The organism is Alcanivorax sp. DSM 26293, assembly GCF_900107995.1.
Taxonomy (GTDB): domain Bacteria; phylum Pseudomonadota; class Gammaproteobacteria; order Pseudomonadales; family Alcanivoracaceae; genus Alcanivorax.
This window is the reverse complement of sequence record NZ_FNUM01000002.1, coordinates 226,585-253,313: the sequence shown is the minus strand read 5'-3', so window position 1 is coordinate 253,313 and position 26,729 is coordinate 226,585. Positions and strand designations below refer to the sequence as shown.

Genomic DNA, 26,729 nt, shown 5'->3' with positions numbered 1-26,729 from the left:
GAGAACCTTACGATGACAGACAAGAAGGATTTTGCCGACAGCATTCGCCAAAAGCTGGAAGACTGGGATTATCAACTGGATCGGCTGACCGCGCGACTGGGTGACAAGCGAGACGAGTGGCGCGCGGAAGCCAAGCAGAGAATTGCTGACATTGAAGAACGCCGCGACGCGCTGGAAGCGAAACTGGAAAAACTGGAATCCCACGGCGAGGATGCCTGGCAAGACATCAAAGCCGGTGTGGAGCTGGCCTGGGATGGTTTGAAAACCGGCCTTCTTGCCGCCCGTAGCGAATTCGAAGACGGGAAATAATCATTTCTAGGTTCGAGTTACGAGGTTCGAGGTTCGAAATGCAAAAGCCACAATAGAACCCGTTTTTTGCCTTTCGTAACTCGAACCTCGCGACTCGCAACTGAAATCCCTACTGCTCTTGCCGCCGAAATACCGGTTTTTCCGCTGTGGATTCCTCCGCGCAGAAACGATAACCGGCCACATCAAAATTCTTCAGCTTTGCTGGATCCTTGATGCCCTTCTTGATGACCCACGCCGCCATTAATCCGCGGGCCTTCTTGGCGTAGAAACTGATCACCTTGTACTTGCCGTTTTTCTCGTCCTGGAACACCGGCTCGATGATACGGCCGTTGATGGATTGCTTTTTCACCGATTTGAAGTACTCATTGGATGCCAGATTCAGCAGCACGTCGGTTTTTGCCGTTTTCATATCCTTGTTCAGCTGTTCGGTGATAATGTCACCCCAGAAGGTGTAAAGGTCCTTGCCGCGAGGATTGTCCAGCCGGGTTCCCATTTCCAGCCGGTATGGCTGCATCAGGTCCAATGGACGAAGCACACCATACAGTCCCGACAGCATGCGAAACGAATTCTGCGCTTCCTTGAGCTGGTTATCGGTAAAGGTGTCGATTTCAAGGCCGGTATAGACATCACCCTTGAAAGCAAATGCTGCCGGTCGGGCGTTACGCTTGTTGAACGGTCGTTGCCATTGGGCAAACCGTTCCACGTTCAAATGTGCGATTTTGTCACTGACACTCATCAGACTGCTGACATCGGCCGGGGAAAGCTGGCGCGCGCGCTCGATCAGCACTTCGCTGTCGTCCAGCAAACGGGGCTGGGTCGTTTTCAGCGCTGGCAATTCGCTCTCGTAATCCAGGGTCTTTGCCGGGGATACGACAATCAGCATGGTCTACTCCTTTACATATGACTCCCGGGATTATATGAATCAGGGAGTGCGAGGTCTGCAATTCTGGAGAATAAATGCGCCTATTACTGGTATTGACTGTCATTATCGCTGTGACTGTTCTGCTGTGGGGAAGCTGGCAGTGGGGACGCCGACCGTTTTATCTGGTGCTGAGCCTGGTGTTGGCAGGACTGCTGGTGCTCGGCATTGGCGTTTGGCACGGTGGCCGTGATGATCAGGTTCGCCTTCCTCCGGACGGCATCGTGGTGACATTGAAAGGCAGTCTCGCTTCCGAATCCGGCGTACGGCTCACCGGTAATCTGGCCAATCGCAGTGAAATGAATGTGGCGGCCGTCACCCTTCTTGCCCGGGCCCTGTCCTGCCCGGAGACAGGGAGCGAGTGCACGGTGATCTACCAGCAGCCGATTGATCTGCAAATGTATGTACCCGCCGGCAAGGACTATCCCTTTGCCGTGGTCAGTCGCCACCCGGACGAGGACACCCCGGTGGACCGCTGGGAGCTGGAAGCCATCGACAAGCTGGCCTACCCCAACCGGTAATCCTGGCTGCTACTGGCATCCTGCCGAGCGAATCGTCACAATGCTGCCTCGACAGGCTGTTGAAAAGCCGCTTGCGTGTCAGTCTTTCAGGCTGGCTCGCAATCCAGGCACGGTGTTGAAAATGTCCCCTCAAGGGGAATCGAGATATGACAATCCATCAGCTCTTCACCTTCAACACGCAACAACGAGTGCGAGTCAGCCTGGAAGACCCGGGAGTACTCGCAGAGCATAAAGGCGTGGCCTGAATGGCCCATCTACTGCTCTTTGTCGCCAGGAAAGGGAGCCACCCTCTCCGTCGCGACAAAACACAACAGCTGCACCTTTCAGGCCACGCTGAGTACGCAAGAGGCGTTTCATTAGCCTGCTAAACTCCCAGGAGTCACTATGGCATCACTGATTGCCGGCCAGCTCACCCCCATTGGCGACCATGCCTGGCGGGTCCTGGCGCGCAACCCGGGCATGATGACCGGGCCAGGCACCAACAGTTATCTGTTTGGCAAGGAAAGCCTGACTGTCATTGATCCCGGTCCGGAGGATCAGCAGCATCTGCAGGCATTGCTGCAGGCCTCGCGTACCCTGGGAAAACCCATAGAGCAGATCATCGTCACCCATACCCACCGTGATCACTCCCCCGGGGCGCTGGCCTTGGTGGCAGCAACCGGTGCCCGTTGCCTGGGCCCCGCCGTGCCCGACGACGGGCTGCAGGATGAAAGCTGGCAAGCAGACCGGTTATTGGCCGAGGGTGACCGGGTTGATTGTGGCGGTGTATCGCTGCAGGTAATCGAAACCCCGGGGCACGTGGGTAACCACCTGTGCTATCTCAGTGAAGATGGCCTGCTGTTTACCGGTGATCACCTGATACAGGGCTCGACAGTGGTCATCGCCCCACCCTCCGGCTCCATGCAGGCCTACTTCGCCTCTCTGCGTAAACTCCAGCACCGCGGCATTACCCGCATGGCACCGGGCCACGGGGATGTGATCGGCGATCCGGAGACCACCCTGAGCCAGACGCTGGCACACCGGCAGAAACGGGAAGACAAGGTCCTGGAGGCGCTTTCCAGCGACGCACAACCCCTGGCCATATTGGTTAAGGATGTCTACGACGATGTGCCCGAGTTCCTCCACGGCGTGGCGCAATTCTCACTCCAGGCCCACCTGATCAAGCTGGCAGAAGACGGCAAAGCCCAGGAAACCGGTCAGGGCTGGCACAGAACCTGATTGCGCAGCCTCTTGGTAGGAGCGCCTCTTGAGGCGCGAAGTCGGCAAGGAGGCTTACGGGGTACGAGAAGCGAGTTTCGAATGGCGAAAAGCAAACCAGCGACGATTCTGGTTTGCGCGACTCGTTGCTCGCTTCTCGCTCCGCCTCTTTCGCACCTCAAGCGGTGCTCCTACAGGTGCACCAATACAAGGTTTTCGCTGTTAACTGCTTTTCACAGCCACCCTTTGCGCTTGAAGAACCAATATGGCGTCAGGCCGGACAGGAACATCAGCCCGATCGCCATGGGATAACCAAAGCGGAAATCCAGCTCCGGCATGATCTCGAAGTTCATGCCATAGATGCTGGCGATCATGGTCGGTGGCAGGAACACCACCGCGGCAATGGAAAAGATCTTGATGATCTGGTTCTGCTGAATATTGATAAACCCCTGCGCCGCATCCATCAGGAAGTTGATCTTGTCGAACAGAAAAGTGGTATGCGACATCAGCGTGTCCAGATCGTGCTGCACCTCGGCACAGGTCCGGCGGCGGACCTTGTCGGTTCTTACATAGCGCTGAATAAAGGAGATGGAGCGCTGGGTATCCATGAGACACAGGCGGATTTTGCCGTTGGTATCCTCCAGCCGGGCCAGCTTTTCGATATCGTCTTCCAGCTCCCCGTTTTCCTCTTCCAGGACGCTGTAACCGACCTGCTCCAGATCCCGATGCACATCCTCCAGGGCATCGGCCAGGTTCTCCACTTTCTGTTCCAGAATGCTCAGCAGAATATCAATGGGCTGTTGGGTCTTCACCCAGCCGCGACGCACACGCAGACGCAACAGGCGAAAGTCCGGCAAGCGGGAATCGCGGAATGACAGCAACCGCCCTTCCTGTACCACAAAGGCGACCGTGGAGGTGCGGGCACGACCTTCTGACTGGAACAGGAACAGGGAATGGACATGCAGGCCCTGCTCGTCGCTGAAAAATCGGGCGGAGGCTTCAATTTCTTCCATATCATCGGACGCTGGCAGCTCCGCTTCCAGAAACTGCTGTACCAGCTCCCGTTCGCTGTCTTCCGAATCGACCAGGTCAATCCAGCTGGCGTCGTCCGCCAGGGTTGGCAGAATGCTTTCTGTGTCCTTTTCACGCAGAACACCGTTCTCGATACGGAAGATATGCAGCATGATGTTTCCCTGATCATGGTCGCCGGCAAGCGGCCGGCAGCAACTTGATAATGCACCAGACTTATGACTGTCAACGATCCCGACTTCGGGAATCCAAACAAGGCTCCGGAATTGATCACATTGGCCGGTGACGCCCGCCTCTGGCTGTGGCGCGATGCCCTGCCCGCTTCGCTGTGCGGATCGCTACAGGCGGCATTAAACGCGCAACTGGACTGGCAACAGCCTCAGGTACAGGTATTCGGCCGCAGCTATACCGTACCACGGCTAACCGCCTGGCATGGCGATGCGGGCATTCCCTACCGTTATTCAGGCCATCAGCATGTGGCGGAGGGCTGGCCGGCGCCCCTTTTGCCTGTGCGGGATGCGGTCAGTGCACTCTGCGGACACCGGTTCAACTCGGTGCTTGCCAATCGCTATCGGAACGGCAGGGACTGCATGGGCTATCACAGCGATGATGAACCGGAATTGGGACCGCAGCCATGGATTGCCTCCTACAGCCTTGGCGCTGAGCGGGATTTCGTTTTTCGCCCCCGTGGTGGTGGCCGACAGTGCCTGAGCCTTGCCTTGCCCGACAACAGCCTGTTGCTGATGAGTCCGGATGTGCAGCGAAGGTTTCAGCATGCGTTGCCACGCCGTCAGCGCGTTCAGGCAGAGCGCCTCAATCTGACCTTTCGCCAGATAATCCCCCGCGGTCAACCCCAGAACGCATAGCTGAGCAGAATCGCAGCAATCAGCCCCGCCGCATCTGCCGCCAGGCCACACCAAAGGGCATGGCGGAAATCGCGAATACCGACGCTGCCAAAATACACTGCCAGAACATAGAAGGTGGTTTCCGTGGAGCCCTGCATCACCGCGGCCATTCGGGCAGCCAGCGAATCTACCCCCTGGGTCTGCATCACATCCACCATGGCCGCCCGCGCCCCGGAGCCGCTCAGTGGTTTGAGAAAGGCAACCGGCAGTGCCTCCACAAAGCGGGTATCCCAACCGATCGCGGCGGCGGCAAAGCGAATGCCATCAAGAAACAGGTCCAGCACGCCGCCAGCTCGCAACATGGCGATCGCCGCCAACATGGCCACCAGATACGGAATCAGCCTGACGGCAAGGGTGAAACCTTCCTTGGCCCCCTCCACAAAGGTGTCATAGCTATCCACGCCCCCACGCCAGGCGGCGATAAAGAAGGCGCTCAACACCAACAGCAGGATGCCATTGCCCAACAGACTGGAGAGCGTATTGGCCAGCTCGGCCGGAGCCAGCCAGACAATGGTGCCCAGGACCCCCAGGATGGCCAACCAGAGTCCACCCACCAGCAGCAACAGCGGGTCGGCTAGGGAAATACGCTGAACCCGGGCGGTCACCAGTATCCCCGCCAGGGTGGAAACGGTGGTTGCCATCAGCAAAGGCAGGTAGACCGCTGCCGGGTCGGCGGCGCCCTGTTGCGCCCGAAACAGCAACACCGTCACCGGGACCAGGGTCACTGAGGAGGTATTGAGCACCAGAAACATGATCTGGCTGTCCGTGGCCCGAGTCGGCTGCGGGTTGCCCACCTGCAAGCGCTCCATGGCTTTCAGCCCCAGCGGAGTGGCCGCGTTATCCAGGCCCAGCATATTGGCTGCCAGGTTCATGGAGACGGGGGCGGATGCCTGCGGAGTGCGCTTGACACCGGGCATCAGTCGAGCCAGCAGCGGCTCCACCCAGGAGGATAACCGGGCGGCCAGGTTGCTGGCCTCCGCCATCTTGAATAGCCCACTCCACAATGCCAGCACCCCGATCAGCCCCAGGCTGACCTCCACGGCAAGGTCTGCCGCGGCCCACAGCGCATTGATTAATCGGCCCGGGGCCTCCATATCACCACTGATCAGCTGGATTACCGCTCCGGCGATACCCGCAAGGAAAAACAGGCTGAAGAGTCTGTGCAAAGCTTCCCCCGTACGCTAGGGTCTTGTTTGGATTGCTGAAAACCGTAATGGAGTGGCTTTTCTGACAGTGCAACTTCGCACCGTCACAATAGTCTACAGGTCAGGGCACCCCTGGATAACTCCTTGCATGCCCGTCTTTATAGGCTGGTTCGTGATCGAGACGCAATTTTGAACGTGTGTGTCCGGCGCGCTTACCGTCAAGAACGGCAATAGAGTACGGGCCACCATGAATGACCACCCACGGGCGGTCGTCTATACTGCAGGTAAACCGTTTGAGATACAGCATGTCATTAGTCCGTAAACTCTTCCCCCTGGCGCTGGCGCTGGTCCTGTTGGGGGGCGCCATTCAGGGAGTGAGTGGCCTTCGTTCCGAGCCGGAGGTTCAGGGTGACCTGAAGCCCACCAGCGATCAGCTGGATGCCGCCGAGGAAATCGCCGCCAAGCTGAAGCATCACTACCGGCGACTGGAGTTTGACGACACCCTCTCCAGCCAGGTTCTCGACAGCTATCTCAAGGATTTGGACCCCAATCGGCAGTATTTCCTGGCCACGGATATCCGCGAATTCGAGCGCTATCGCGATCAGCTGGACGACCAGCTGAGCCGAGGCCAGCTGGAAGCCGGTTACACCATTTTCAACCGCTTCCAAGAGCGTCTGGAAACACGCCTGGGCAAGCTCCTCGATACCATCAAGAATGATCTGGATTCGCTGACTTTTGACGACCAGGAAACCGTGGTGGTGGACCGCGAAGATGCGCCCTGGGCCGCCAATGAAGCGGAGCTGGATGCCATCTGGCATCGGCAGCTGAAAAATGCCGTCTTGTCCATGCGACTCAATGACAGCTCGCTGGAAGATATCCGTACCCGGCTCACCCGTCGCTATGAAAGCCAGCTCAAGCGCATTACCCAGAATACCCCGGAAGATGTGTTCCAGGTGTACATCAATGCCTTGACGCAAACCTTTGATCCCCATACCACCTATTTCACGCCCCATAATTCGGAAAATTTTGACATCAGCATGAGCCGCTCACTGGAAGGGATCGGCGCGGTGCTGCAGTACGAGGACGGTTATACCAAGGTGGTGCGTTTGGTCCCCGGCGGCCCGGCAGCGAAAAGCGGCCAGTTGAAACCCGCCGACCGGATTGTTGGTGTTGGCCAGGATGGTGAGACCCCGGAGCCCGTGATCGGATTGCGGCTGGACGAAGTTGTGGACCAGATTCGTGGTCCCAAGGGCACCAAGGTCAATCTGGAAATCATCCCGGCGGGCAGCGCCAGTGAGCACGATACCCGCACCATCACCATAGAACGGAACAAGGTGGTGCTGGAGGAACAGGCTGCCAAGAAAGACGTGATAACCATCGACCGTGATGGCGAAACCCTGAAGCTGGGCGTTATTGAAATTCCTGCCTTCTATCTTGATTTCGCCGCTTTCCACCGGGGAGATCCCAACTATACGAGTACCACCAGTGATGTGGCCAAGCTGCTGGTTGAGCTGCGCAAGGAAAACATTGACGGTCTGGTAATCGATCTGCGCAACAATGGTGGTGGCTCACTGCTGGAAGTCAACAAACTGGTCAGCCTGTTTATTAACCGTGGCCCCACCGTGCAGGTGCGCGAATCCAGCGGCCGGGTCAGCATCGAGGGAGACAAGTTCCCCGGGGTACTCTACGCCGGCCCCATGGCAGTGATGGTCAACCGCTTCAGCGCTTCCGCTTCGGAAATTTTCGCCGGCGCCATGCAGGATTACGGTCGCGCCCTGATTGTCGGCGATCAGACCTACGGTAAGGGCACGGTACAAACACTGCTGGACCTGAACCACGGCAAACTGAAGATGACCAATGCCAAGTTCTACCGGGTTTCCGGGTCCAGCAACCAGAACCTGGGGATCGTGCCTGATGTGGACATGCCGTCGTTGATCGACAAGGACGAGGTGGGCGAAAGTTCCTTGCCCAATGCCCTGCCCTGGGATGAAATCGAATCGGCCAAATACCAACGGGTGAGCGATATTGTTCCCTATTTGCCCGAGCTGCGTGAAAAACATTCCCATCGCATCAATAAGGACCCGGAGTTTGTTTATGTGGAGTCCCTGCGCAAGCTTCTGGACGAAAACCGTAACCGGGTTGAATTGTCACTGAATGAAGATAACCGCACCGCCACGCAAAAGGCGCTGGATCGCGAACGTCTGGCAATCGAAAACCGTCGTCGCCAGTCCCGTGGGGAAGAGCCGCTGGCCAGCATCAAGGAACTGCGTGAGCTGGAGGAACAACGGGCCCTGGATCCGGAAAGTGATGAAGAGGCTATCGATGAAGACCCCTATGTGCGAGAAACCGGTGAAATTCTGGTGGACTACATGAGTCTGATTCGGGACAACCAGGTGGCTCGCAAATAGAGCTGCGGCAACAACAAAAAAAAACCGGCTTTCGCCGGTTTTTTGTTTCAGGCCAAGGCCTTGAATCCCCAGCGGGCGGGGTCGTCCCCCAGCCCGGCTTTCAATGTACGCTTGCCCAACCGGTGATTCAGGTCTTCCAGAGCGCGCTTGGCCGGATCAGGCAGGAAGCGCACACCAAAACTGGCGGCACTGACAGCCGTCTTCACCACCCTAACCGCGGTAGCCGCGGAGACGCTGCTGTGGATATTCAGGTCATCCGCAACCTTGTCACCGATCAGGTAACGACTGAAGCCCAGCAATACCTCGTAGGACAGGTTAAAGGGGGGCTTGCCGGCCATATCCCGCAGCAGGGCCTTGGCCAGTGATTCGCTGTCTGCAGTGGGCTCATAGAGATGCGAGGTCAACTGCATGGCAAGGATTTCCTGCTCCTCCAGTGTGGTGGTCAGCAATGCCTCGTCGACGCCGAGCAGATAGCCGGCATAGCGCCAGAAATAATGCATGGACTCATGCTCACGGCGACTGATTTGAAGACCAAGACGCTTGAGTCCCCGGACCACCATGAAATCGAACTCCAGGATGGTGCCCGCCATGTCTTCCTGATTGATTGGCAGGTCGTATTTGGCATTGTCCCAACGGGGATTGTTGGCAAGAAATTGTCTCACTGCCGCATGCAGCAACCGTACTTCCATCAAGGTGCGATGCCCCAGGCTGCCCGGGCGGATCCCGTCATCACCGACGATGTTGTGGAGCATCTGTCCGGTTTCGTAAATCCGACGGGAAACATCTTTCTGCAATCGCCCTGTAGCCACCAGTACCTGGGAAGGTTTGTTGTGGGCATAGCCCTCTACCAGGCTTGAACACATCAACACCAGACCCTGCAATGCACCGTTACGGCGGTACATACGCCGTCCCAGCTCCATGGCGTCAAAATCCACCCAGGCTGGAACGCTGTAACAATGGTCCAGAAAGGCCTGGAAATCACCGCCCTCTTCCCTGGCCCGTTTCTCCACTTCCTCAAGCAAGCCCGAGGGCCGGGTAAACTTGATTTGCGCCGCGCAACGATCCGCCAGCGGATCCTGCACCTGCCGCCAGGCATTCAGTCGCTCATGGGAATAGCGATCCCACCAGACCCGCTCACGGGGATTTTGTGGGCCAGATTCGAAGCGGGCCAGTTCCTGCGGTGTTGCCATAATTACCCCACGGTTGTTGTTATCCTGGAACTCACGAGTTCTCGAATAACGCTAGGCCAGCGAGGATAGGGGGTCAACACACTAAACAGAGAAATCTGTTACCCCTTCAATCAAGGTATTGATAAGCCACCGGGGGGCATCGAGGGGAAGATCATGGCCCGCCTGAGGGTGACTCTTGATCGGCAAATCCCAGGCCTGGGCAAGTGTCTGCGAGCAGGCCGGGCTGACAAGGCGGTCCCCTGCCCCGTTGATGATCAGCACCGGGACACTTTCCGGCAAGGCCGCCGGGGCCCGAAAACGCATGGCAGCCAGTAACTGGCGCAGACTGTTTGCCAGGGAAACCGGGCGTTCCCGCGCGTAACCGGCCCAGGTGTCAGCCAGTTGATGAAGATAGTCTGCCTCACGCAGATTGGACGTGATTTCCAGGATGGCAACCTCCTTGCGCAACCGGTCACGACTGAACACCGCATCACTCAGTAAACGGCGGTAATTCGCCGGGCGCAGGCGTCGCCAGAATGGGCTGTAGCGACTGGCACTGGTGTTGATCAAGCCGGCAAACGCCACATCACCAGGAGCCTGACACAACCACTGCACCGCCACCATGCCCCCCAGAGACAAGGCCACAAGATGATAAGGGCCCTGATGCCCCTGCCGGGCCAGCTGGTCTCTGAGATGGGCAACCATGGCTGCAACCCGTGTCGGGCTTTTGTCTCGATAAAACTGGCCATTTCCAGGCAGATCCACCGTCAGCACCTGATCTTGTGGCACACTGGCCTGAAACTGCTCGGGAAAATCCTCCCAGTGCCTCTGCTCACGAACCAGGCCACGCAACAACACCCAGGTTCTACCCATGCCCGCATTCCTCCCGAGATATAGAAAAATCAACCTGTTGCTTTCTGTAAGGGGGTATCCACAGGCTCCTTCAGCCAATGACCCGCTATCTAATACCGGCTAGAATGCCACCGGCACTCAGGATCGCAAACGGAGTTTCCTCACGACTATGACACGAAAAACCGTAAAACGGGTTAAGACGGGCTCGGTTGAGCGACGCTTTTCCATGGCCAAAGCCGGTTTTCTGGCCGGCGCCAAGTATGCGACCGCAAGCGCTGGCTCCATCTTCACCCCAAAGGACCAGCGTGAGGCGCGCCGCAAGGAAAACCTGTCCTCCCGCGCCCAGGAACTGGTAGAGGAACTGGGCAGACTGAAAGGCTCTGTGGTCAAGATTGGCCAGATGATGGCCCTGTTTGGCGAACATTTCCTGCCGGAGGAAGTCACCGAAGCGCTTCATACCCTGGAAAACCAGACCACCGCCCTGGAATGGCCCTCCATTGAACGCCATCTCAAGCGAGAGCTTGGAGAGGTGAAAATGGCGGAGCTGGATATTGAAGAAACGCCGCTCGGCGCAGCCTCCCTAGCCCAGGTCCACAAGGCCATACGCAAATCCGACGGCAAGGAGCTGGTTCTCAAGATCCAGTATCCGGGCGTGGCCGACGCCATTGATTCGGACATGCGCGCCCTGGTCCGGCTGCTGAAGCTGAGCCGACTGGTGCCGATCACCGAGCAGTTCAATCTCTGGCTCGATGAAGTCCGCGAAATGCTCCAGCGCGAAGTGGATTACGACCTGGAGGCTCACACCACCCGACATTTCCGCCAGATTCTCGCCGAGGATACCCGCTTTGTGGTGCCCGAGATTGTGCCGGAATACTCCAGCCATAACATCATGTGCATGACCTTCGAGCATGGTATCAGCGTCACCGATCCGTCCGTGCTTAAGCTCTCCCAGGAACGTCGCAATTTCATTGGTCGCGCCATCATGGAGTTGTGCTGCCGGGAGGTTTTCGAATGGAGCAAGATGCAAACCGACCCGAATTTCGGCAATTACCTGCTGCGATTTGGTGACAGCCCGGAAAATGACCAGATTGTCCTGCTGGATTTCGGTGCCATTCGGGATTTTGACAATGAGGTGCTGGGCCCCGGCCGGGAAATGATCCGCGCTTCCTTTCATCACGACAGTGATCGCCTGATCCGCGCGCTCAACGCCCTGGATTTTCTTGCCCGCGGAGCCCCTCGGCGGTTGCTGGATGATTTCTGCGCGCTTTGCTTCGAGGCCATTGAGGTTCTTCAGGATCCGGACCGCTTTCCGCCCCCGGCGGAGGTACTCAACGACAAGGGCGAGTATTGCTGGGGCAAAAGCAATTTGCCGAACCGCATCATGAATCGGGCCAGCCGCAATGCCCTGTCCGTTCATTTCGATGTGCCGCCCAAAGAGTTTATTTTCCTGGCCCGCAAGTTGCTCGGTGCGTACACCTTTTTGCACGTCATCGAGGCAGAAGTGCGCGGCAACACCATTCTGGAGCCATTTATCCACATGCAGGAAGACGCGGATGTGATCCTGGTTGATCAAAAAACCATCAGCCCGGTCGATTAATGGCTCCGATAGTGACAAAAATGCCCTTTTGTCACCCGCTTATCGGTGCGATAACGAATTGTCATTTGCCAAGGTGGCATCGCCACAATAAGGTTAGCACCCTGCTGAGAGCCTGTTTCAGGCCTTTGCGCTACCGAGGGGGTTAGCCTCCGGCTTGTCTCATTGCCCACACTGCGGCAATGGGGCCACCGGCGGTATTCGACCTTCGCAGTGTGATGGAGACAGTGGCGGCCTTCGGGTCATTACCTTCCACCCCACGCGGTACGCAAGGGCCTGAGACAGGCTCTTGTCGGTCGGCTCCCATGAAGCGACCGTTTAACGAGGCTTTCAAGGTGCCGGGTTGCCAACTCTGCTGCCCTGATAGCCGATTATTTGCGAACCACAGACGGGGGTAACGCAGGTGATTATCGGTGTTCCCAAAGAAATCTGCCCTGGCGAGCAGCGCGTTGCTCTAACGCCTGCCAATGTCAGCGCACTGCTGAAAAAACAAGGTGTCGAGATCATCATCGAGCGTGGCGCTGGTGAGATTGCCGGCTACCCGGACAGCGCTTTTGAAGCTGCCGGTGCCAAGCTGGTTGATCGCGACGAGGTTTTCAACGCCGCTCAGGTGGTCCTGCAGGTACAAACGCCTGGCAGTAACACCCAGAACGGCAACGACGACCTGGAAAAACTCAAGCAAGGCCAGATCGTAATCGGCATGACCGATCCGCTGGCCAACCCGCAATTTGCCCAGACCCTGGCCGACAAGAAAGTCACTGGCCTGGCGCTGGAACTGGTGCCGCGTATCACTCGCGCCCAGGCCATGGATGTCCTTTCTTCCATGGCCATGATTGCCGGTTACAAGTGCGTATTACTTGCCGCCAACGAGTCCCAGCGCATGTTCCCCATGAACATGACCGCTGCTGGCACCATGAATGCGTCCCGCGTGTTCGTTATGGGTGCCGGTGTGGCAGGCCTGCAAGCCTGTGCCACCGCCAAGCGCCTGGGTGCCGTGGTGGAAGCCTATGACGTGCGCCCTGCTGCCCGCGAGCAAATCCTCTCCGTTGGCGCCAAGCCGGTGGAACTGGATCTGGATACCGGCGAAGCCGAGGGCAGCGGCGGTTATGCCAAGGCCCAGGGCGAGGACTTCCTGAAGCGCCAGCGCGAGCTGATGACCGAAGTGATCAAGGAAATGGACGTGGTAATCACCACGGCTGCCGTTCCCGGCGCCAAGAGCCCGATCCTGGTCACCGAAGACATGGTCAAGGCCATGAAGCCCGGCTCCATCATTGTGGATCTGGCGGCAGAGCGTGGCGGCAACTGTGATCTGACCGAATCCGGAAAGACCGTTGTCAAACACGGCGTTACCATCGTCGGACCTGAGAACGTTCCCTCCTCAGTGGCCTATCACGCCAGCCAGATGTTCGGCAAGAACATGGAAAACCTGCTCAACCTGCTGCTGGACGATAACGGCGATCTGCAACTGGACTTCGAAGATGAAATCGTTGCGGAAACCGTGATCAGCCATGATGGCGACGTACCCCAGGCCCGCCTGCGTGACCTGCTCGGCCTGCCTGCTCTTGCCAAGCCTGAGCCCGAGGCCGAGGAACCCGCCGAAGCGGACTCCGACGCCAACAAGGAGGAGGAGAAATAATGGATTTCGTAGCCCAACTGACCCTGTTTGTGCTGGCGATCTTCCTCGGTGTGGAGCTTATCACCAAGGTCCCGCCCACCCTGCACACCCCGCTGATGTCCGGTTCCAACGCGATCTCCGGTATTACTATCGTGGGCGCCCTGATTGCCGCCGGGTCTGACTCCAGCATGCTGATCAATGTGCTGGGCTTTATCGCTGTGGTGCTGGCCACCATCAACGTGATTGGCGGCTTTATGGTCACCAATCGAATGCTGGCGATGTTCAAGAGGAAGTAATTCATGCAGAACTGGATTGATATCGCCTACTTGATCGCCGCCTGCCTGTTTGTGCTGGGCATCAAGGGGCTGACCAAGCCGAAAACTGCCGTGCGCGGGAATTTGCTGGCTGCTGCCGGCATGGGTATTGCCGCCGTGGTCACCCTGCTCAATGAGCATATTGTCACCTATGAAATCATTATTGCCGGCGTAGTCGTTGGTGGCCTGATTGGTGCCGTCATGGCCAAGAAGGTCCAGATGACCGCCATGCCGCAGATGATTGCCCTGCTGAACGGTTTCGGTGGTGGTGCATCCTTCTCGGTGGCTTCTGCGGAATTTTTCCGTGGTTCTGCCACCGATACGGTATCCATCATTGCCACCGGTGCGGCCGTACTCATCGGTGCTGTGACCCTGACCGGTTCCCTGGTCGCATTCGCCAAGCTGCAGGAGCTCATCGACGGCAAGCCCATGGGCTTCCCGGGCATGAAGCTGGTTAATGCGGTCCTGTTTATCGGTTCCATCGTTGGCATTGGCTACCTGGTGCTGAACCCGGGCAATGAAATGGTGTTCTGGGGTCTTGTGGCGGCGGCCATGGTACTCGGCCTGTTGCTGGTTCTGCCGATTGGCGGCGCCGATATGCCGGTTGTGATCGCCCTGCTGAACTCCTATTCCGGTGTGGCTGCCTCTGCGGCCGGTTTTGTCATGGGCAACAGCGCCCTGATCATCACCGGGTCCCTGGTGGGGGCTTCCGGTCTGATTCTGACCAGCATCATGTGTAAAGCCATGAACCGCTCACTCACCAACGTTCTGTTTGGTGTGATGGCCGAAGCTGGCGAAGCCATGGACGAAGACGAGGTTTACGCCGGCAAGGTGAAATCCACCTCCGCCGAAGAAGTGGCCATGCTGCTGGAAACCGCCCAGCGCGTTGTTATCGTCCCGGGCTTTGGTCTGGCAATGGCCCAGGCGCAGCACGCAGTGCGTGATCTGGCAGATACCCTGGAAGCTGCCGGCATCGAAGTGGCCTACGCCATTCACCCGGTTGCGGGCCGTATGCCCGGTCACATGAACGTACTGCTTGCAGAAGCGGAAGTGCCCTACGATCAGCTCAAGGATATGGATGCCATCAATCCGACCTTCGAGCAGACCGATGTGGCCATCGTGCTGGGCGCCAACGACGTGACCAACCCCATGGCCCGTGAGGACAAAGGCAGCCCGATTTACGGCATGCCTATCCTCAACGTGGACAAGGCCAAGACCGTGGTTGTGGTAAAACGCTCCCTGAGCGCCGGTTTCGCCGGCCTGCCCAACCCCCTGTTCGCCAAGGACAATACCCTGATGTTGTTCGGCGACGGCAAGGGTGCGGTGCTGGATATCACCACCGCCCTGAAAGAAGGCTGATCCTCTGCGGGTCAGCAAAAAGGGGAGCCTCGGCTCCCCTTTTTTATGCCTGTTTTCCCTCTGCTTCCGTCATTGCAGACAACAGGTCCGGGCACTTTCCCCCCTCAAGCACGTAAACCGCCTTCCCTTGCCTCCACCGGCCACCGCCAACCTGGTATTGACGCGATAAATGCAAGTGCCCTGCTACGGCGGCTGCGGGGGCGATCTTCCACAAAAAAGCCCGCATTACGCGGGCTTTTCTGCATTCGTTGCGATGAAACAACAGGACTAGTTGAAGGTATACACCACGCCAACCGTTACCTGGTGATCCGTCTCCTTGGTCCCTGCCGGCACCTTGGATTCATGCTCCAGCAAGTGGCGCAACCGCAGTGCAAAATGGCTGTTGATCTTGCTGGTCAGCGAGGTTTCCATCCGGGTACTGGTGGAGTCTTCGCCCACTTCACTGCTGATTTCTTCCTGGAATTCAGCGCTGTCACTGATCTTCCAGTGGTATTTCAGCGCCAGACGAGCAATGGCACTTTCTTCCGTGTCCGCACAATCGCTGTAGGAGTCTTCCGGCTCCAGGCACTGTACGCGGTAACCGGGACCCGCTTCCAGATCCAGGGTATGGGCATCGTTTTCAATAAAACGACGACCCAGACCGATGGCGTAACTGGCCTGATAGTGGAACCCGGAGAAATTGTCTTTCTCGTAAGTGGCCACGTTGAACAGATAATTACGGGATTCCTCGCCGAGCTTGCGATCAAGCTTGTAGGAAGCAAAGTAATTTTCATCGGTACGGTTGTATTCTTCCGTCTCCGGATCGCGCTCTTTCTCGTTGTTGGCGTCTGCCTTGAAGTGGTGGCGCCAGAAGGCACTGTCACGGCTGGCGTTGGCGTGGGCGTTCACCGAATCGGAATCGGTATTGCCGCGTTTGAAAAGCAGGCCAACAGAAATATCCCCGGACCACTTGCTTGCTTCACTGGTGCCTTCCTCGGCCGCCACTGATACCGCCGGCAAGCCGGCGGCAATCAGCATGGCAGCGAGATACTTACTGCGCATGAATCTCTCCTCTACTCACTCTTGTCCAGATGCACATCCATCTGCGGAAACGGAATGCCAATCCCTGCTTCATCGAAGCGGCGCTTCACGGTTTCCGTGGTGTCCCAAAGCACCGGCCAGTAATCCGCGCTTTTCACCCAGGGGCGACAAAGGAAGTTCACAGAGCTGTCAGCCAGCTCACCCACAACAATGGTCGGGGCGGGATCCTTGAGAACGCGTTCGTCAGCGGCCAGAACCTCTTCCAGCACTTTCTTCACCACGGAAAGGTCCGCATCGTAAGCAACACCGAACACCATATCTACCCTGCGAGTGGGCAATTCAGAATAATTGGTGATATTGCCGGACATGATTGACCCGTTAGGCACGGTAATCACCTTGTTGTCCGGGCTGTTCATGATGGTGGCAAAGATGCGGATTTCCTTGACGGTACCCGAGGTGCCACCGGCTTCCACGTAATGCCCCACCCGGAAGGGCTTGAACATGATCAGCATCACGCCGGCAGCGAAATTGCCCAGGGAGTCCTTCAGCGCCAGACCTACGGCCAGACCCGCCGCACCGAGAATGGCAACCAATGACGTGGTTTCTACCCCGAGCTGGTCCAGCGAGGCGATGATCACGAAGACAAACAGCAGTACATGGATGATATTACTCAGAAACTTGGCCACTTCCGTGTCCAGCTTCTTGTCCATCACCCGGCCAAGCCATCCAGCAATTTTCCCGACGATCCATTTACCGACAATAAAGATGACCAGCGCGGCAATGATATTCCATGCGTAGGGCATCAGGTTTTCGTTGGCAAAGGTTTCCAGTTGAGACAGATATTGATCCATTAAACGTACTCCTCATCCAGTGAGCGCGAATTATGCCCATTCCTGCTTCCAGCCCAAGATGGCGGGTTGCCCCGAAGCAGAATTTTACAAAGGTTTCACCTGAGGCAAACGAAGCACAGACCCCTGCCCGCTGCCGGCTTGCTGCACATAATGAAACCTTCACGCGTCCATGACCAGTCTCAAGGTCCCCATAAGGCGGATTTCCTCATCAATTCATGCACATGTCTGGGTATCTGCCGGGCTGGCCGGTATAATGCCCGGTCACATTTCTGCCTGTCGGAGTCTTCAATGTCCAAGCGCGTGCGTGCCTCCCTGACCGCCCAATTGCAAGAACGCATCCTGATTCTGGATGGCGGCATGGGCACCATGATTCAGGGCTGCAAGTTCACCGAGGAGGACTTCCGGGGGAGCCGTTTTGCCGACTGGCCAAGCGACCTCAAGGGTAACAATGATCTGCTCTGCATGACGCAACCGGAACGGATCAAGGCCCTTCACAAGGGCTATCTGGACGCCGGCGCTGACATTATCGAGACCAACTCCTTCAATGCCACCTCCATCGCCATGGCCGATTACGACATGCAGGACCTGGCGCGGGAAATCAATGTGGCCGCCGCCCGGGTGGCCCGTGAAGCCGCTGACGAGGCGTCGACGCCTGACAAGCCCCGCTATGTCGCAGGGGTATTGGGTCCCACCAACCGTACGGCCAGCATCAGCCCGGACGTGAACGACCCGGGTTACCGCAACACCAATTTCGACAAGCTGGTTGAAGCCTACCTGGAAGCGCTGGATGGCCTGGTGGAAGGCGGCATTGATCTGATCCTCATCGAAACCATCTTCGACACCCTTAACGCCAAAGCGGCTGTCTTTGCCGTGGATCAGTACTGCTACGAAAACGGCCTGGATCTGCCGGTCATGCTCTCCGGGACGATCACGGACGCCTCCGGCCGGACACTCACCGGCCAGACCACCGAGGCGTTCTACAACTCCCTGCGCCATGCCCGTCCGATCAGCGTCGGGCTCAACTGTGCGCTGGGCCCCATGGAGCTGCGCCCCTATATCGAAGAGCTGTCACGGATTTCCGAGACCTACGTGTCCGCTCACCCCAACGCTGGCCTGCCCAACGAAATGGGGGAATACGATCTTGATCCGGCCACCATGGCCAGGGAAATCCGCGGTTGGGCCGAAAAGGGGTTCCTCAACATCATCGGTGGCTGCTGCGGCACCACCCCCGAGCACATTGCCGCCATGGCGGAGGCCGTGGAGGGATTGCCGCCACGACAGATTCCCGATATCGAGATCGCCTGCCGGTTGTCGGGCCTGGAGCCCTGCACCATCAGCAAGGACTCCCTGTTCGTTAACGTGGGCGAGCGGACCAATGTGACCGGCTCCAAACGCTTTCTGCGCCTGATCAAGGAAGAGGATTACGACGCTGCCCTGGACGTGGCCCGTGACCAGGTGGAGAACGGCGCCCAGATCATCGACATCAACATGGATGAGGGGATGCTGGAATCCGCCGAGTGCATGGTGAAGTTCCTTAACCTGGTGGCATCTGAACCGGAGATCTCCAAGGTGCCGATCATGATCGATTCCTCCAAGTGGGAAGTGATCGAGGCCGGTTTGAAATGCATCCAGGGCAAGGGGGTGGTGAACTCCATTTCCATGAAGGAAGGTGAAGACGCCTTCCTGCACCAGGCGCGACTGCTGCGTCGTTACGGTGCGGCAGTGATCGTCATGGCCTTTGATGAGGAAGGCCAGGCGGAAACCCGTGAGCGCAAAGTGGAAATCTGTACCCGAGCCTACAAGCTGCTCACTGAAGAAGTGGATTTCCCGCCGGAAGACATTATCTTCGACCCCAATATCTTTGCCATCGCCACCGGCATTGAAGAGCACAACAACTACGCCGTGGACTTCATCGAAGCCGTGGCGGACATCAAGCGTACCCTGCCCCACGCCATGATTTCCGGCGGCGTTTCCAACGTGAGCTTTTCCTTCCGCGGCAATGACACTGTCCGTGAAGCGATTCATGCCGTGTTCCTCTACTACGCGATTCGCAATGGCATGGACATGGGCATCGTTAACCCGGCCATGCTGGCGATTTATGCGGATATTCCTGAAGAACTTCGCAACGCCGTAGAAGACGTGGTGCTTAATCGCCGTGAGGATGGCACCGAAATTCTGCTCGATCTGGCCGAAAAATACCGGGGAAGCGGCGCCGAAAAAGCCAAGAAAGAGGATCTGGCCTGGCGTGAATGGGACGTGGAAAAGCGTCTCGAACATGCCCTGGTGAAAGGCATCGCCGATTACGTGGACGAGGATACCGAACTGGCACGCCAGAATGCCGCCCGGCCCCTGCACGTGATCGAGGGGCCGCTCATGGATGGCATGAACGTGGTCGGCGACCTGTTTGGTGAAGGCAAGATGTTCCTGCCCCAGGTGGTGAAATCCGCCCGGGTGATGAAAAAGGCCGTGGCCTACCTGCTCCCCTTCATGGAAAAGGAAAAGGAGGAGCTTGGCACCCAGGACGAGGCCAACGGCAAGATCCTGATGGCCACGGTAAAAGGCGATGTACACGATATCGGCAAGAATATCGTCGGCGTGGTACTGCAGTGTAACGGCTACGACGTGGTCGATATGGGCGTGATGGTACCCTGCGAGAAGATTCTGGAAACGGCCCAGGCAGAGAAGGTGGATATCATTGGCCTGTCCGGTCTGATCACGCCGTCTCTGGATGAAATGGTTCACGTGGCCAGTGAAATGCAGCGCCTGGGCATGGATCTGCCGTTGATGATCGGCGGCGCCACCACCAGCCGCATCCACACCGCCGTGAAGATCGACCCGGCCTACGAGCAGGCAGTGGTGCATGTCGCCGATGCCTCCCGGGCGGTGGGTGTCGCCTCCAAATTGCTCTCCAAGACGGCCAAGGCTGATTATGTGGCCGAATTGAAGGAAACCTACGAAGGCCTGCGCGTGCGCCGGAAACAGCAGCAGGTTGACCGCAGCCTGATTTCCATTGAGCAGGCCCGGCAGCATCGCTTCCAGCCAGACTGGTCCAGCTATACCCCGCCCGAGCCAAAGGTGAAAGGTCTGAAGGTGTTCGACGATTACCCGCTGGAGGATCTGGTGCAGCGTATCGACTGGACCCCCTTCTTCCGCTCCTGGGAGCTTGCCGGTAAATTTCCGCGCATTCTGGAAGACGAGGTGGTCGGTACTGAAGCCACCAAGCTTTACCGTGATGCCCAGGCAATGCTTGAGAAAATCGTTGAAGAAAAGTGGCTAACTGCCCGTGCAGTAATAGGTTTTTGGCCTGCAAACTCGGTCATGGACGATATCGAGCTGTACCGTAACCCCGGTGACAAGGAGGCCTTCATGACCCTCCATCACTTGCGCCAGCAGCTCGACCGGACCAAGAGCCATCAGCAAGGAAGTAAAGAGCGCAAGCCTGACTTCTGTCTCAGCGACTTTATCGCGCCCAGGGAAACCGGCCTCACCGACTGGCTGGGCGGCTTTGCCGTCACCGCCGGCATCGGCATCGACGAACACGTGGCACGTTTTGAAGCGGACCACGATGACTACTCTTCCATTATGCTCAAGGCGCTGGCTGACCGGCTGGCAGAAGCACTGGCCGAGCGCATGCACGAAAAGGTGCGTAAGGATTACTGGGGCTACGCCAGCGATGAAGCCCTCAGCAACCAGGACATGATCAGTGAAAAATACCGGGGTATTCGCCCTGCCCCTGGCTACCCGGCGTGCCCGGACCACACTGAAAAAGCCTTGCTCTGGGAGCTGCTGGAGCCGGAGAAGAATGCTGGCATGACCCTGACGGAAAGCTACGCCATGCTGCCTGCTGCGGCGGTGTCCGGTTGGTATTTCTCTCACCCGGAAGCCAAGTACTTCGGCACCGGCAAGCTGGCCAAGGATCAGATGGATGACTATGCCGCCCGCAAGGGAATGACTCGCAAGGAAATCGAGCGCATGGTGCCGCATCTATTGGGCTACATGGACGAAGAGCAAAGCTGAACCAGGACTGCAAAGGCGCAAGAAGCCCCATGGCAACGGCAGTGTTTCGGGACCGGACGCCCCACGCTGCCGGCCGCGCCTGCGAGTCGGGAGAATTTTGAGTGCCACGCCCCCACCCGTCTCTTCAGTGATGCTCCTGCGGAAGTTCGAAGCGGGCCTCCCATGCACTGGCATCAATCGATTCCCGGTAGCCGTGCCAGGTGGCATAGCCGAGCACCGGGAGCAGCACAGCAAGCCCCAGATAGGCCGTCAGCAATCCTGACAGCAAGCAGACGCCAATAAGGCTGGCCCAGACAAACAGCGCCAGCTTGTTGCGCAACACCGCATTGATGCTCGTGATCACGCCGGTCACCATGTCCGTGCGGCGATCCATGATCATCGGCAAGGAAAACACGCTGGCAGTGAAGATAATGGCACAGAACACGGCACCGACACTGCTGCCCACTCCGAAGAACAACACGATATCTTTCCAGTGCCATTCGTTGACCGGATAGAAAATGTAAATCAGGTTGGCGGCACGAGCCCAGATCAGGAAGACCACAATCATGATCACCGTGTAGGTCAGCGCATCGCCCATGCACTGCCTGGCCTGGCGCAGACTCTCCCTCAGCGTGGGCACCCGGCCCTGCTGCAGCTGAATGCTGATGTTATAGAGGTTCAGGGCAAGAATGGGTCCCAGGAAGACAAAGCCGGAGATCAGCCCCAGATACAGCCCCATGTTGCCAAACCACCAGGTGGCGCCAGTAATCAAGTAGCTGAGGCCCACCATCATCAATCCGTAGATCAGGCTCGGCCCCGGAGCCGCACGAAAATCCTGCCAGCCCTTGCGTAACCAGCGCAAAGGCGCAGACGGGGCGATGGTACGACAGGGTGCCACAAAGGGGCGGGTATCCTCTTCCTGCGGGTTATTATCGTTATTCATCACTGGGCCATGGGGTGAGATGTGACCCGGTCAATCTTCTGCAATCTCCGCGGACACATCAAGCCTGCCGTGGGTGGCATCCAGGTGCCCGGGCAACTCATCCTGGACGCTGTGCATGACGTCATTGGCTGACCAAATCGCAGGAATCCCGTAAGTGACGGCCAGGCTGGCGGCGCCATTACAGGGATCCTTTTCGGCAATGACCAGGCCCCCGGCCTGGACCAGCCAGGGCAGCCAGGCGGGTTCTACCTGATCAACCACCACAATATCCCCCGGGCATATCCGGTTCAGGCTCCAGGCACTGCACACCCGCCGTATCGGCCCCTCTGCCCTGCCCGGCACCAGCGATACCCCGCGCAGCAAAGGACTCAGGCGTTGGCCGCCGCCAAAGCCGTAACCGATTTGATCCATTTTCCAGTCAGGCGCTCCCTGTAAGCCATCATCGAGGTAGCGGAGTTTCCGCTCCCCGATCACCTCGCGACTGGCACTGGCAGGCAGTTGCTGGCCCATCCATAACTGCCACAACTCATCGAAATAGAGGAAATAGATGTCATCGGGGTGTTGCAGTCGCCCCTGATTGACCGCCACCGCCCCCATGGCGCGCAACAGGCTGCGCAACCGGTTACCGATGGCAAAACGCAACCCACGAGCCTGACGGGCCAATGCCAGCCAGCGCGCATCCTCCGTGGAGGGCTCGGCACACGTCACCGAAGGCTCCCCGCTGGTGATCGCGTAAAGCGTATGCAGGTTGCCGGCCTGGGCCGGATTCTCGCTCAGGGGCGCATGAACCGGATCGGCCCCCGGACGCAGGCCGGTCTCTGCCAGGACGTCGCTACGCCCCGCCACCAGCGCGTCGATGGCATCCTTTTCTGCACCGCTGACCAACCACGATAAAGGGAACGGCGCCGTGTAATGTTGGCTGCGGTCCGGCAAGGCCAGATATCCCACCTCGCCTTCAACGCCACTGAGTCGCTCCCCCATGCCATCAAGCTGCATGAAGCCACGCCATAGCCCTTCCTGGGTCGCGGCAGGCTGTTGCCAGCGTTTCAGGTCCCGGCTGACACGGGCCAGTGTCAACTGGTGCCGGTAAACCGCCACCCGGTCAGCCAGGCGACCCGGTGAAACCGGCCCCGGTTCGGCCTCCAGCTGCTGCCATGCCGGTGGCAGAAAACGGCTGACGCCGGCATGCTGGCCCTGTAATTCACGGAAAAACGCACAGTTGGTGTAAAGATGGCTGTGCTGCCGCCGATAGGGCTCCACCTTGGCCAGGGATTGCCAGCCATGTTGCCCCACAAGGGGCTCCCAGAAGGCCGTCTTCAGCCACCGCCCCTGCAAGGTGTACCAGAGCGGCGTCTCCACCTGGATAAATAACCCACTGCCGGCCCGACGCGTCCATGCCTCCCGGGGCATGGGAAGAGAGCCGACCGGCAGGGTCTGCAACAGCCACAGCTGCTGCCCATCAAACACCCATTCCCCGGCCTGGGGCCGTTTGAAATTCTGCTTCAGCTGCTCATGGAGCCCGCGCAACAACGGTTCGCCCACCTGATCACCCAGGGCATTGTCTCCATGAGAAGCATGCACCAGGCGCCCATCCTCATCGAAGATCAGCCGCTGGCGGTCATTACTGCCGTCCAGGACCCCTTCCACCACCATGTGAGGCAGGTCTTGTCGGAGCGGATGACGGGTAAACAGAACACCAGCAGCCTGCTGGCGCGGTAATGCCTGAATCACCACATGATCCGGCCCCTGCTCACGCTGAAAAATACTCCGCAACGCTGCCGCCAGGGACTCATCAGAATCCAGGTTGAGCAAGCTTTCCCGGCGGGAGTCCGGGTTCATTGGCCCCTGTTGCAGGACCCAGTAACGGTCTTCGCTAAACATGCGTGGCAACGCACGCAGTTGTTGTGCCAGGGATTCCGGCGAATTGTCTTGTACCACTTCCCGGCCCACTCGCCAGCTCGGCGGCACAGGCAGCCCCATGGCCGCCCAGCGCTGCAGGTTTTCGCTGCCCTGCGCGTCAGCAGTCAGTACTTCAATGCCCATGACCTGATTCTTGTTTGACGATGTTTTTCGACAGCCGCAGCCCCAACCCGTACAACACCGGCGTCAGCAGCAGTGCCCCCAGAGCGATTGCCGCGGCAATTCCCCCGAACAGTACCGGCGCTTTCATCAGAGTGCTCATCAGCGAATCCTGCCAGTAGAAAAACCATTGGTTCTCCGCAGGAAACAGCCAGACGTGAAACTGATAAAAAATCTGCGTCGGCCCGACAATGGCCAACCACGCTATCATAGCCCCCAGTGCGAAAACAGTTATCAGAATTCGCTGGCGCATGGGCGGTATGGCCAGGCGGATACACAACAGGGACAGCAACACCCAGAGTGGTGCCAGGGCAACCATCAGCCAGCGGCCGACATCGATCAGATCGGCCACGTCCTGCAGATGACGAATCTCTGCCTCATGCAGTAACGGCACCGGTTTCCGGCCAGGCAAGGTGTAATGAATATCCGCCAGGCCTTCGCCCTGCTGATGCACGGCATCCCGTATTTGCTCAAACGCCTGGATATGCTGTTCGCTCGGCAATTGCTCAAAACCGTATCGAAAGCGATTCTTGGGGCCGTATTCCTGTATATGCGTATCAATGTCTAATTGCTGGTACCAGAACCCGTACCCGTAATTGGCCTGGCTGTATAATGCCCAACTGATAAGAACGGAAAGCAATACAACCGTGACAGCGTAGAAGAACCACACTAAAGTGGCAGCGACCCGGCTTTTTTGTACTGTTTTTTTCATAATATCCCCAAGCATAAACCAGAATAATAAACAGAGGACGTAGCGCCATGCGACCGCTCTTCATGTCGATAGCCCTTTTTCTGGGCGCCTTCGCCATTACCGGCTGTGCCACCACCAGCCTTCCCAAAACCAATGATCGCCTTACCACCCAGGCCCTCGAAGCGGATTACTACCAGGTTCGCATCCCCACACGGGATGGCAAGAAACTGGCCGCCACGGTCTATCAACCGGCGTTGCAGAGCGGCCAAAGTGCGCCGCTGGTCATTGCCACCCACGGTTTTGGCGGTTTCCGTGCGAAGCGCCCGCTGTCCGTCTACGGCAAGGCAATCCTCACCGGGGAGGCCGCCATTGCCGCCTGGAAAGCCGGTTATTGGGTGGTCTTCTATGACCAGCGAGGCTGGGGCCAGTCCCAGGGCCGGGTTCACATGATGGACCCGGACTACGAAGTGGCTGACCTGAGCCAGGTCATTGACTGGTCCCTGGCCCATCTGCCCGGAGTCAAGCGGCTGGAAGACGGCAGCCCCGCCATCGGCATGATAGGCGAATCCTACGGAGCCGGCCTGCAAACCCTGGCGGCTTTCACCGAACCCCGTTTAAAAGCCCTGGTGCCGCTTACCGGCTGGTATGACATGAACAGCATCGCTCCCAATGGCGAATTCCGCACAGCCTGGGGGGCAGTATTGCTCGGATTCGGAGGGATCAATAGTGGTTTTGATATTGGAGAGATGTTTGCGGATCCCTGGCGCAGCGCCTTTGATGGCACGGTAAGCCGTGACATGCAGGCACTGATGTATGAGCGCAGCGCCGCCAGGTACTGCGATCAGGGCAAAACTCCCCATGCGGACGCCCTCTTTATCCAGGGTTTCAGCGACAGCCTGTTCCCTTTCCAGCAGGCAGAAAAAAATTATGACTGCTGGCAGGCACAAGGACGTGACGCGCGCATTATCGGTATGGAAAGCGGCCATGTCATGCCCTGGCCAATTCAGAAATGGCGCGGCTGGGTGCCCTTCTACCAAACCGATGACATGGTGCACTGTGGCGACTACAGCGAAACAACCGTTGATACCATTATCAACTGGTGGGACGAAAAGCTGCGTGGAGAAGACGCCACTGTTCCCCAATACTGCATCAACGTGACCCGCGACCGCGGGATAGCCATGGAAGAAAACGGCATCCTCGACGGGGGTAGCCGTTATGCCCTCTCCCCCACCCGCGTCACTATCCCCCTTGCCGGAGCCTTTGAATGGCTGATGGCCGGGTTCGATATTGGTGGCGATATGTTCCGGGCCATGTGGCCCGGTGCAGACCTTCGCGAGCTGGAACCCAATGGCGGTTTCGGGCGTCCGAAATTCGTGCCGCTGTATGTGGCCCGGGGTGACGATGAGGTGCTGTTGGGCAAGCCCCGCATTGCGCTGAGCCTGGCCGGCACCTCAGGCGGCAAAAGCATGCCGGTCTTTGTCGGGGTCGGCATTCAACACGCCAACCGCCGCCGGGTACACGTGGCCAGTGAGCAATTGACGCCCCTGCCGGAAAAAGGCATCCACAATATGGAGTTGCCGGCGGTGAGCCAACCCCTGAAAGGAGGCGATCGTGTCGGGCTGGTGATTTACGGATTTACCACCCAGTTCCCGCTCAATTCCGCTTTCCTGGCGAGAAATGCCACAGTGAAGGGGGATGTCTGGTTGCCGCTGACCCGGGAAGAAGCCATTTCACTGACGCCGGAACGGCCATTCTGAACAACACAGCACGATTTCCGTGCCGACAAAGACGGCGACCTGCAACGGGCAGCGAA

The 26,729-nt window shown here is 58.2% G+C and carries 21 protein-coding genes; 11 read left to right on the top strand and 10 right to left on the bottom strand.

Features of this window, described 5'->3' with window-relative positions:
• Window positions 1-12: 12 nt before the first annotated feature.
• On the top strand, window positions 13-309 hold the full coding sequence (locus tag C4S63_RS04710; protein ID WP_062817324.1) for a hypothetical protein: 297 nt from the start codon (window positions 13-15) through the stop codon (window positions 307-309).
• Between the two features lie 109 nt (window positions 310-418).
• On the opposite strand, the gene yaaA is transcribed toward C4S63_RS04710, so the two are convergent.
• Window positions 419-1,192, bottom strand: a complete 774-nt coding sequence (yaaA, locus tag C4S63_RS04705; RefSeq protein ID WP_062817323.1) for a peroxide stress protein YaaA — start codon at window positions 1,190-1,192, stop codon at window positions 419-421.
• Between the two features lie 74 nt (window positions 1,193-1,266).
• On the opposite strand from yaaA, the gene C4S63_RS04700 reads away from it, so the two are divergent.
• Window positions 1,267-1,749: a hypothetical protein gene (locus C4S63_RS04700; RefSeq protein ID WP_062817322.1), complete on the top strand. Its 483-nt coding sequence runs from the start codon at window positions 1,267-1,269 to the stop codon at window positions 1,747-1,749.
• Window positions 1,750-2,133: 384 nt separating this feature from the next.
• A complete protein-coding gene (locus tag C4S63_RS04695; protein WP_103916853.1) occupies window positions 2,134-2,967 on the top strand; it encodes an MBL fold metallo-hydrolase in 834 nt (277 codons plus the stop codon).
• 212 nt (window positions 2,968-3,179) lie between these two features.
• Here the strand turns inward: C4S63_RS04695 and corA are convergent, their stop codons facing one another.
• The gene (corA, locus tag C4S63_RS04690; protein ID WP_062817320.1) at window positions 3,180-4,130 is read right to left on the bottom strand and encodes a magnesium/cobalt transporter CorA; all 951 of its coding nucleotides are present in this window, start codon (window positions 4,128-4,130) and stop codon (window positions 3,180-3,182) included.
• 63 nt (window positions 4,131-4,193) lie between these two features.
• On the opposite strand from corA, the gene C4S63_RS04685 reads away from it, so the two are divergent.
• Window positions 4,194-4,841 (top strand): alpha-ketoglutarate-dependent dioxygenase AlkB, encoded by a 648-nt coding sequence (locus C4S63_RS04685; protein WP_103916852.1) that lies wholly within the window; start codon window positions 4,194-4,196, stop codon window positions 4,839-4,841.
• Here the strand turns inward: C4S63_RS04685 and C4S63_RS04680 are convergent.
• A complete protein-coding gene (locus C4S63_RS04680) occupies window positions 4,823-6,046 on the bottom strand; it encodes a nucleoside recognition domain-containing protein (RefSeq protein WP_103916851.1) in 1,224 nt (407 codons plus the stop codon). The genes C4S63_RS04685 and C4S63_RS04680 overlap by 19 nt on opposite strands.
• A gap of 284 nt (window positions 6,047-6,330) precedes the next feature.
• Here C4S63_RS04680 and C4S63_RS04675 point away from each other — a divergent pair, with 284 nt between their 5' ends.
• Entirely contained in the window at window positions 6,331-8,433 is a 2,103-nt protein-coding gene (locus tag C4S63_RS04675; protein WP_062817318.1) for a carboxy terminal-processing peptidase, read from the top strand.
• A gap of 47 nt (window positions 8,434-8,480) precedes the next feature.
• Here the strand turns inward: C4S63_RS04675 and C4S63_RS04670 are convergent, their stop codons facing one another.
• Both C4S63_RS04670 and C4S63_RS04665 read right to left on the bottom strand, forming a co-directional pair.
• A complete protein-coding gene (locus C4S63_RS04670) occupies window positions 8,481-9,623 on the bottom strand; it encodes an oxygenase MpaB family protein (protein WP_063509660.1) in 1,143 nt (380 codons plus the stop codon).
• A gap of 81 nt (window positions 9,624-9,704) precedes the next feature.
• Window positions 9,705-10,475: an alpha/beta fold hydrolase gene (locus C4S63_RS04665; RefSeq protein ID WP_062817316.1), complete on the bottom strand. Its 771-nt coding sequence runs from the start codon at window positions 10,473-10,475 to the stop codon at window positions 9,705-9,707.
• Window positions 10,476-10,623: 148 nt separating this feature from the next.
• Here C4S63_RS04665 and C4S63_RS04660 point away from each other — a divergent pair, with 148 nt between their 5' ends.
• From C4S63_RS04660 to C4S63_RS04645, 4 genes are all read left to right on the top strand, one after another.
• Window positions 10,624-12,051, top strand: coding sequence for an AarF/ABC1/UbiB kinase family protein (locus C4S63_RS04660; RefSeq protein WP_200819504.1), 1,428 nt, complete (start codon window positions 10,624-10,626; stop codon window positions 12,049-12,051).
• A gap of 400 nt (window positions 12,052-12,451) precedes the next feature.
• The gene (locus tag C4S63_RS04655) at window positions 12,452-13,684 is read left to right on the top strand and encodes a Re/Si-specific NAD(P)(+) transhydrogenase subunit alpha (RefSeq protein WP_062817314.1); all 1,233 of its coding nucleotides are present in this window, start codon (window positions 12,452-12,454) and stop codon (window positions 13,682-13,684) included.
• Window positions 13,684-13,959 (top strand): NAD(P) transhydrogenase subunit alpha, encoded by a 276-nt coding sequence (locus C4S63_RS04650; RefSeq protein ID WP_103916849.1) that lies wholly within the window; start codon window positions 13,684-13,686, stop codon window positions 13,957-13,959. The genes C4S63_RS04655 and C4S63_RS04650 overlap by 1 nt, the downstream gene beginning before the upstream one ends.
• 3 nt (window positions 13,960-13,962) lie before the next feature.
• Entirely contained in the window at window positions 13,963-15,336 is a 1,374-nt protein-coding gene (locus tag C4S63_RS04645; RefSeq protein WP_062817312.1) for an NAD(P)(+) transhydrogenase (Re/Si-specific) subunit beta, read from the top strand.
• Window positions 15,337-15,603: 267 nt separating this feature from the next.
• Here the strand turns inward: C4S63_RS04645 and C4S63_RS04640 are convergent, their stop codons facing one another.
• Window positions 15,604-16,377, bottom strand: a complete 774-nt coding sequence (locus C4S63_RS04640) for a YdiY family protein (protein ID WP_062817311.1) — start codon at window positions 16,375-16,377, stop codon at window positions 15,604-15,606.
• Window positions 16,378-16,388: 11 nt separating this feature from the next.
• Window positions 16,389-17,207 carry a mechanosensitive ion channel family protein gene (locus C4S63_RS04635; protein ID WP_062817310.1) on the bottom strand — a complete coding sequence of 273 codons (819 nt, stop codon included), beginning with the start codon at window positions 17,205-17,207 and terminating at the stop codon, window positions 16,389-16,391.
• Between the two features lie 288 nt (window positions 17,208-17,495).
• Between C4S63_RS04635 and metH the strand changes: the two genes are divergently transcribed.
• Window positions 17,496-21,224, top strand: coding sequence for a methionine synthase (gene metH, locus C4S63_RS04630; protein ID WP_103916848.1), 3,729 nt, complete (start codon window positions 17,496-17,498; stop codon window positions 21,222-21,224).
• Between the two features lie 124 nt (window positions 21,225-21,348).
• On the opposite strand, the gene C4S63_RS04625 is transcribed toward metH, so the two are convergent.
• From C4S63_RS04625 to C4S63_RS04615, 3 genes are read right to left on the bottom strand one after another with little or no spacing between them, the layout of a single operon-like run.
• Complete coding sequence (locus tag C4S63_RS04625) at window positions 21,349-22,146, bottom strand: DUF2189 domain-containing protein (RefSeq protein ID WP_103916847.1); 798 nt, start codon at window positions 22,144-22,146, stop codon at window positions 21,349-21,351.
• Window positions 22,147-22,176: 30 nt separating this feature from the next.
• Window positions 22,177-24,189 (bottom strand): PEP-utilizing enzyme, encoded by a 2,013-nt coding sequence (locus tag C4S63_RS04620; RefSeq protein WP_103916846.1) that lies wholly within the window; start codon window positions 24,187-24,189, stop codon window positions 22,177-22,179.
• Window positions 24,179-24,937 carry a DUF1461 domain-containing protein gene (locus tag C4S63_RS04615; protein WP_062817306.1) on the bottom strand — a complete coding sequence of 253 codons (759 nt, stop codon included), beginning with the start codon at window positions 24,935-24,937 and terminating at the stop codon, window positions 24,179-24,181. Before C4S63_RS04615 ends, C4S63_RS04620 begins: the two co-directional genes overlap by 11 nt.
• A 47-nt stretch (window positions 24,938-24,984) precedes the next feature.
• Here C4S63_RS04615 and C4S63_RS04610 point away from each other — a divergent pair, with 47 nt between their 5' ends.
• The gene (locus C4S63_RS04610; protein WP_234999934.1) at window positions 24,985-26,673 is read left to right on the top strand and encodes an alpha/beta hydrolase; all 1,689 of its coding nucleotides are present in this window, start codon (window positions 24,985-24,987) and stop codon (window positions 26,671-26,673) included.
• Window positions 26,674-26,729 lie beyond the last annotated feature (56 nt).

Bases quoted from the DNA above. Each gene is read 5' to 3' on its own strand.
- C4S63_RS04610 (WP_234999934.1), top strand. From the start codon at position 24,985: ATGCGACCGCTCTTCATGTCGATAGCCCTTTTTCTGGGCGCCTTCGCC.
- C4S63_RS04615 (WP_062817306.1), bottom strand. From the start codon at position 24,937: ATGAAAAAAACAGTACAAAAAAGCCGGGTCGCTGCCACTTTAGTGTGG.
- C4S63_RS04635 (WP_062817310.1), bottom strand. From the start codon at position 17,207: ATGGATCAATATCTGTCTCAACTGGAAACCTTTGCCAACGAAAACCTG.
- C4S63_RS04710 (WP_062817324.1), top strand. From the start codon at position 13: ATGACAGACAAGAAGGATTTTGCCGACAGCATTCGCCAAAAGCTGGAA.
- C4S63_RS04670 (WP_063509660.1), bottom strand. From the start codon at position 9,623: ATGGCAACACCGCAGGAACTGGCCCGCTTCGAATCTGGCCCACAAAAT.
- C4S63_RS04695 (WP_103916853.1), top strand. From the start codon at position 2,134: ATGGCATCACTGATTGCCGGCCAGCTCACCCCCATTGGCGACCATGCC.
- C4S63_RS04700 (WP_062817322.1), top strand. From the start codon at position 1,267: ATGCGCCTATTACTGGTATTGACTGTCATTATCGCTGTGACTGTTCTG.
- C4S63_RS04665 (WP_062817316.1), bottom strand. From the start codon at position 10,475: ATGGGTAGAACCTGGGTGTTGTTGCGTGGCCTGGTTCGTGAGCAGAGG.
- yaaA (WP_062817323.1), bottom strand. From the start codon at position 1,192: ATGCTGATTGTCGTATCCCCGGCAAAGACCCTGGATTACGAGAGCGAA.
- C4S63_RS04625 (WP_103916847.1), bottom strand. From the start codon at position 22,146: ATGAATAACGATAATAACCCGCAGGAAGAGGATACCCGCCCCTTTGTG.
- corA (WP_062817320.1), bottom strand. From the start codon at position 4,130: ATGCTGCATATCTTCCGTATCGAGAACGGTGTTCTGCGTGAAAAGGAC.
- C4S63_RS04675 (WP_062817318.1), top strand. From the start codon at position 6,331: ATGTCATTAGTCCGTAAACTCTTCCCCCTGGCGCTGGCGCTGGTCCTG.
- metH (WP_103916848.1), top strand. From the start codon at position 17,496: ATGTCCAAGCGCGTGCGTGCCTCCCTGACCGCCCAATTGCAAGAACGC.
- C4S63_RS04660 (WP_200819504.1), top strand. From the start codon at position 10,624: ATGACACGAAAAACCGTAAAACGGGTTAAGACGGGCTCGGTTGAGCGA.
- C4S63_RS04650 (WP_103916849.1), top strand. From the start codon at position 13,684: ATGGATTTCGTAGCCCAACTGACCCTGTTTGTGCTGGCGATCTTCCTC.
- C4S63_RS04685 (WP_103916852.1), top strand. From the start codon at position 4,194: ATGACTGTCAACGATCCCGACTTCGGGAATCCAAACAAGGCTCCGGAA.
- C4S63_RS04640 (WP_062817311.1), bottom strand. From the start codon at position 16,377: ATGCGCAGTAAGTATCTCGCTGCCATGCTGATTGCCGCCGGCTTGCCG.
- C4S63_RS04620 (WP_103916846.1), bottom strand. From the start codon at position 24,189: ATGGGCATTGAAGTACTGACTGCTGACGCGCAGGGCAGCGAAAACCTG.
- C4S63_RS04645 (WP_062817312.1), top strand. From the start codon at position 13,963: ATGCAGAACTGGATTGATATCGCCTACTTGATCGCCGCCTGCCTGTTT.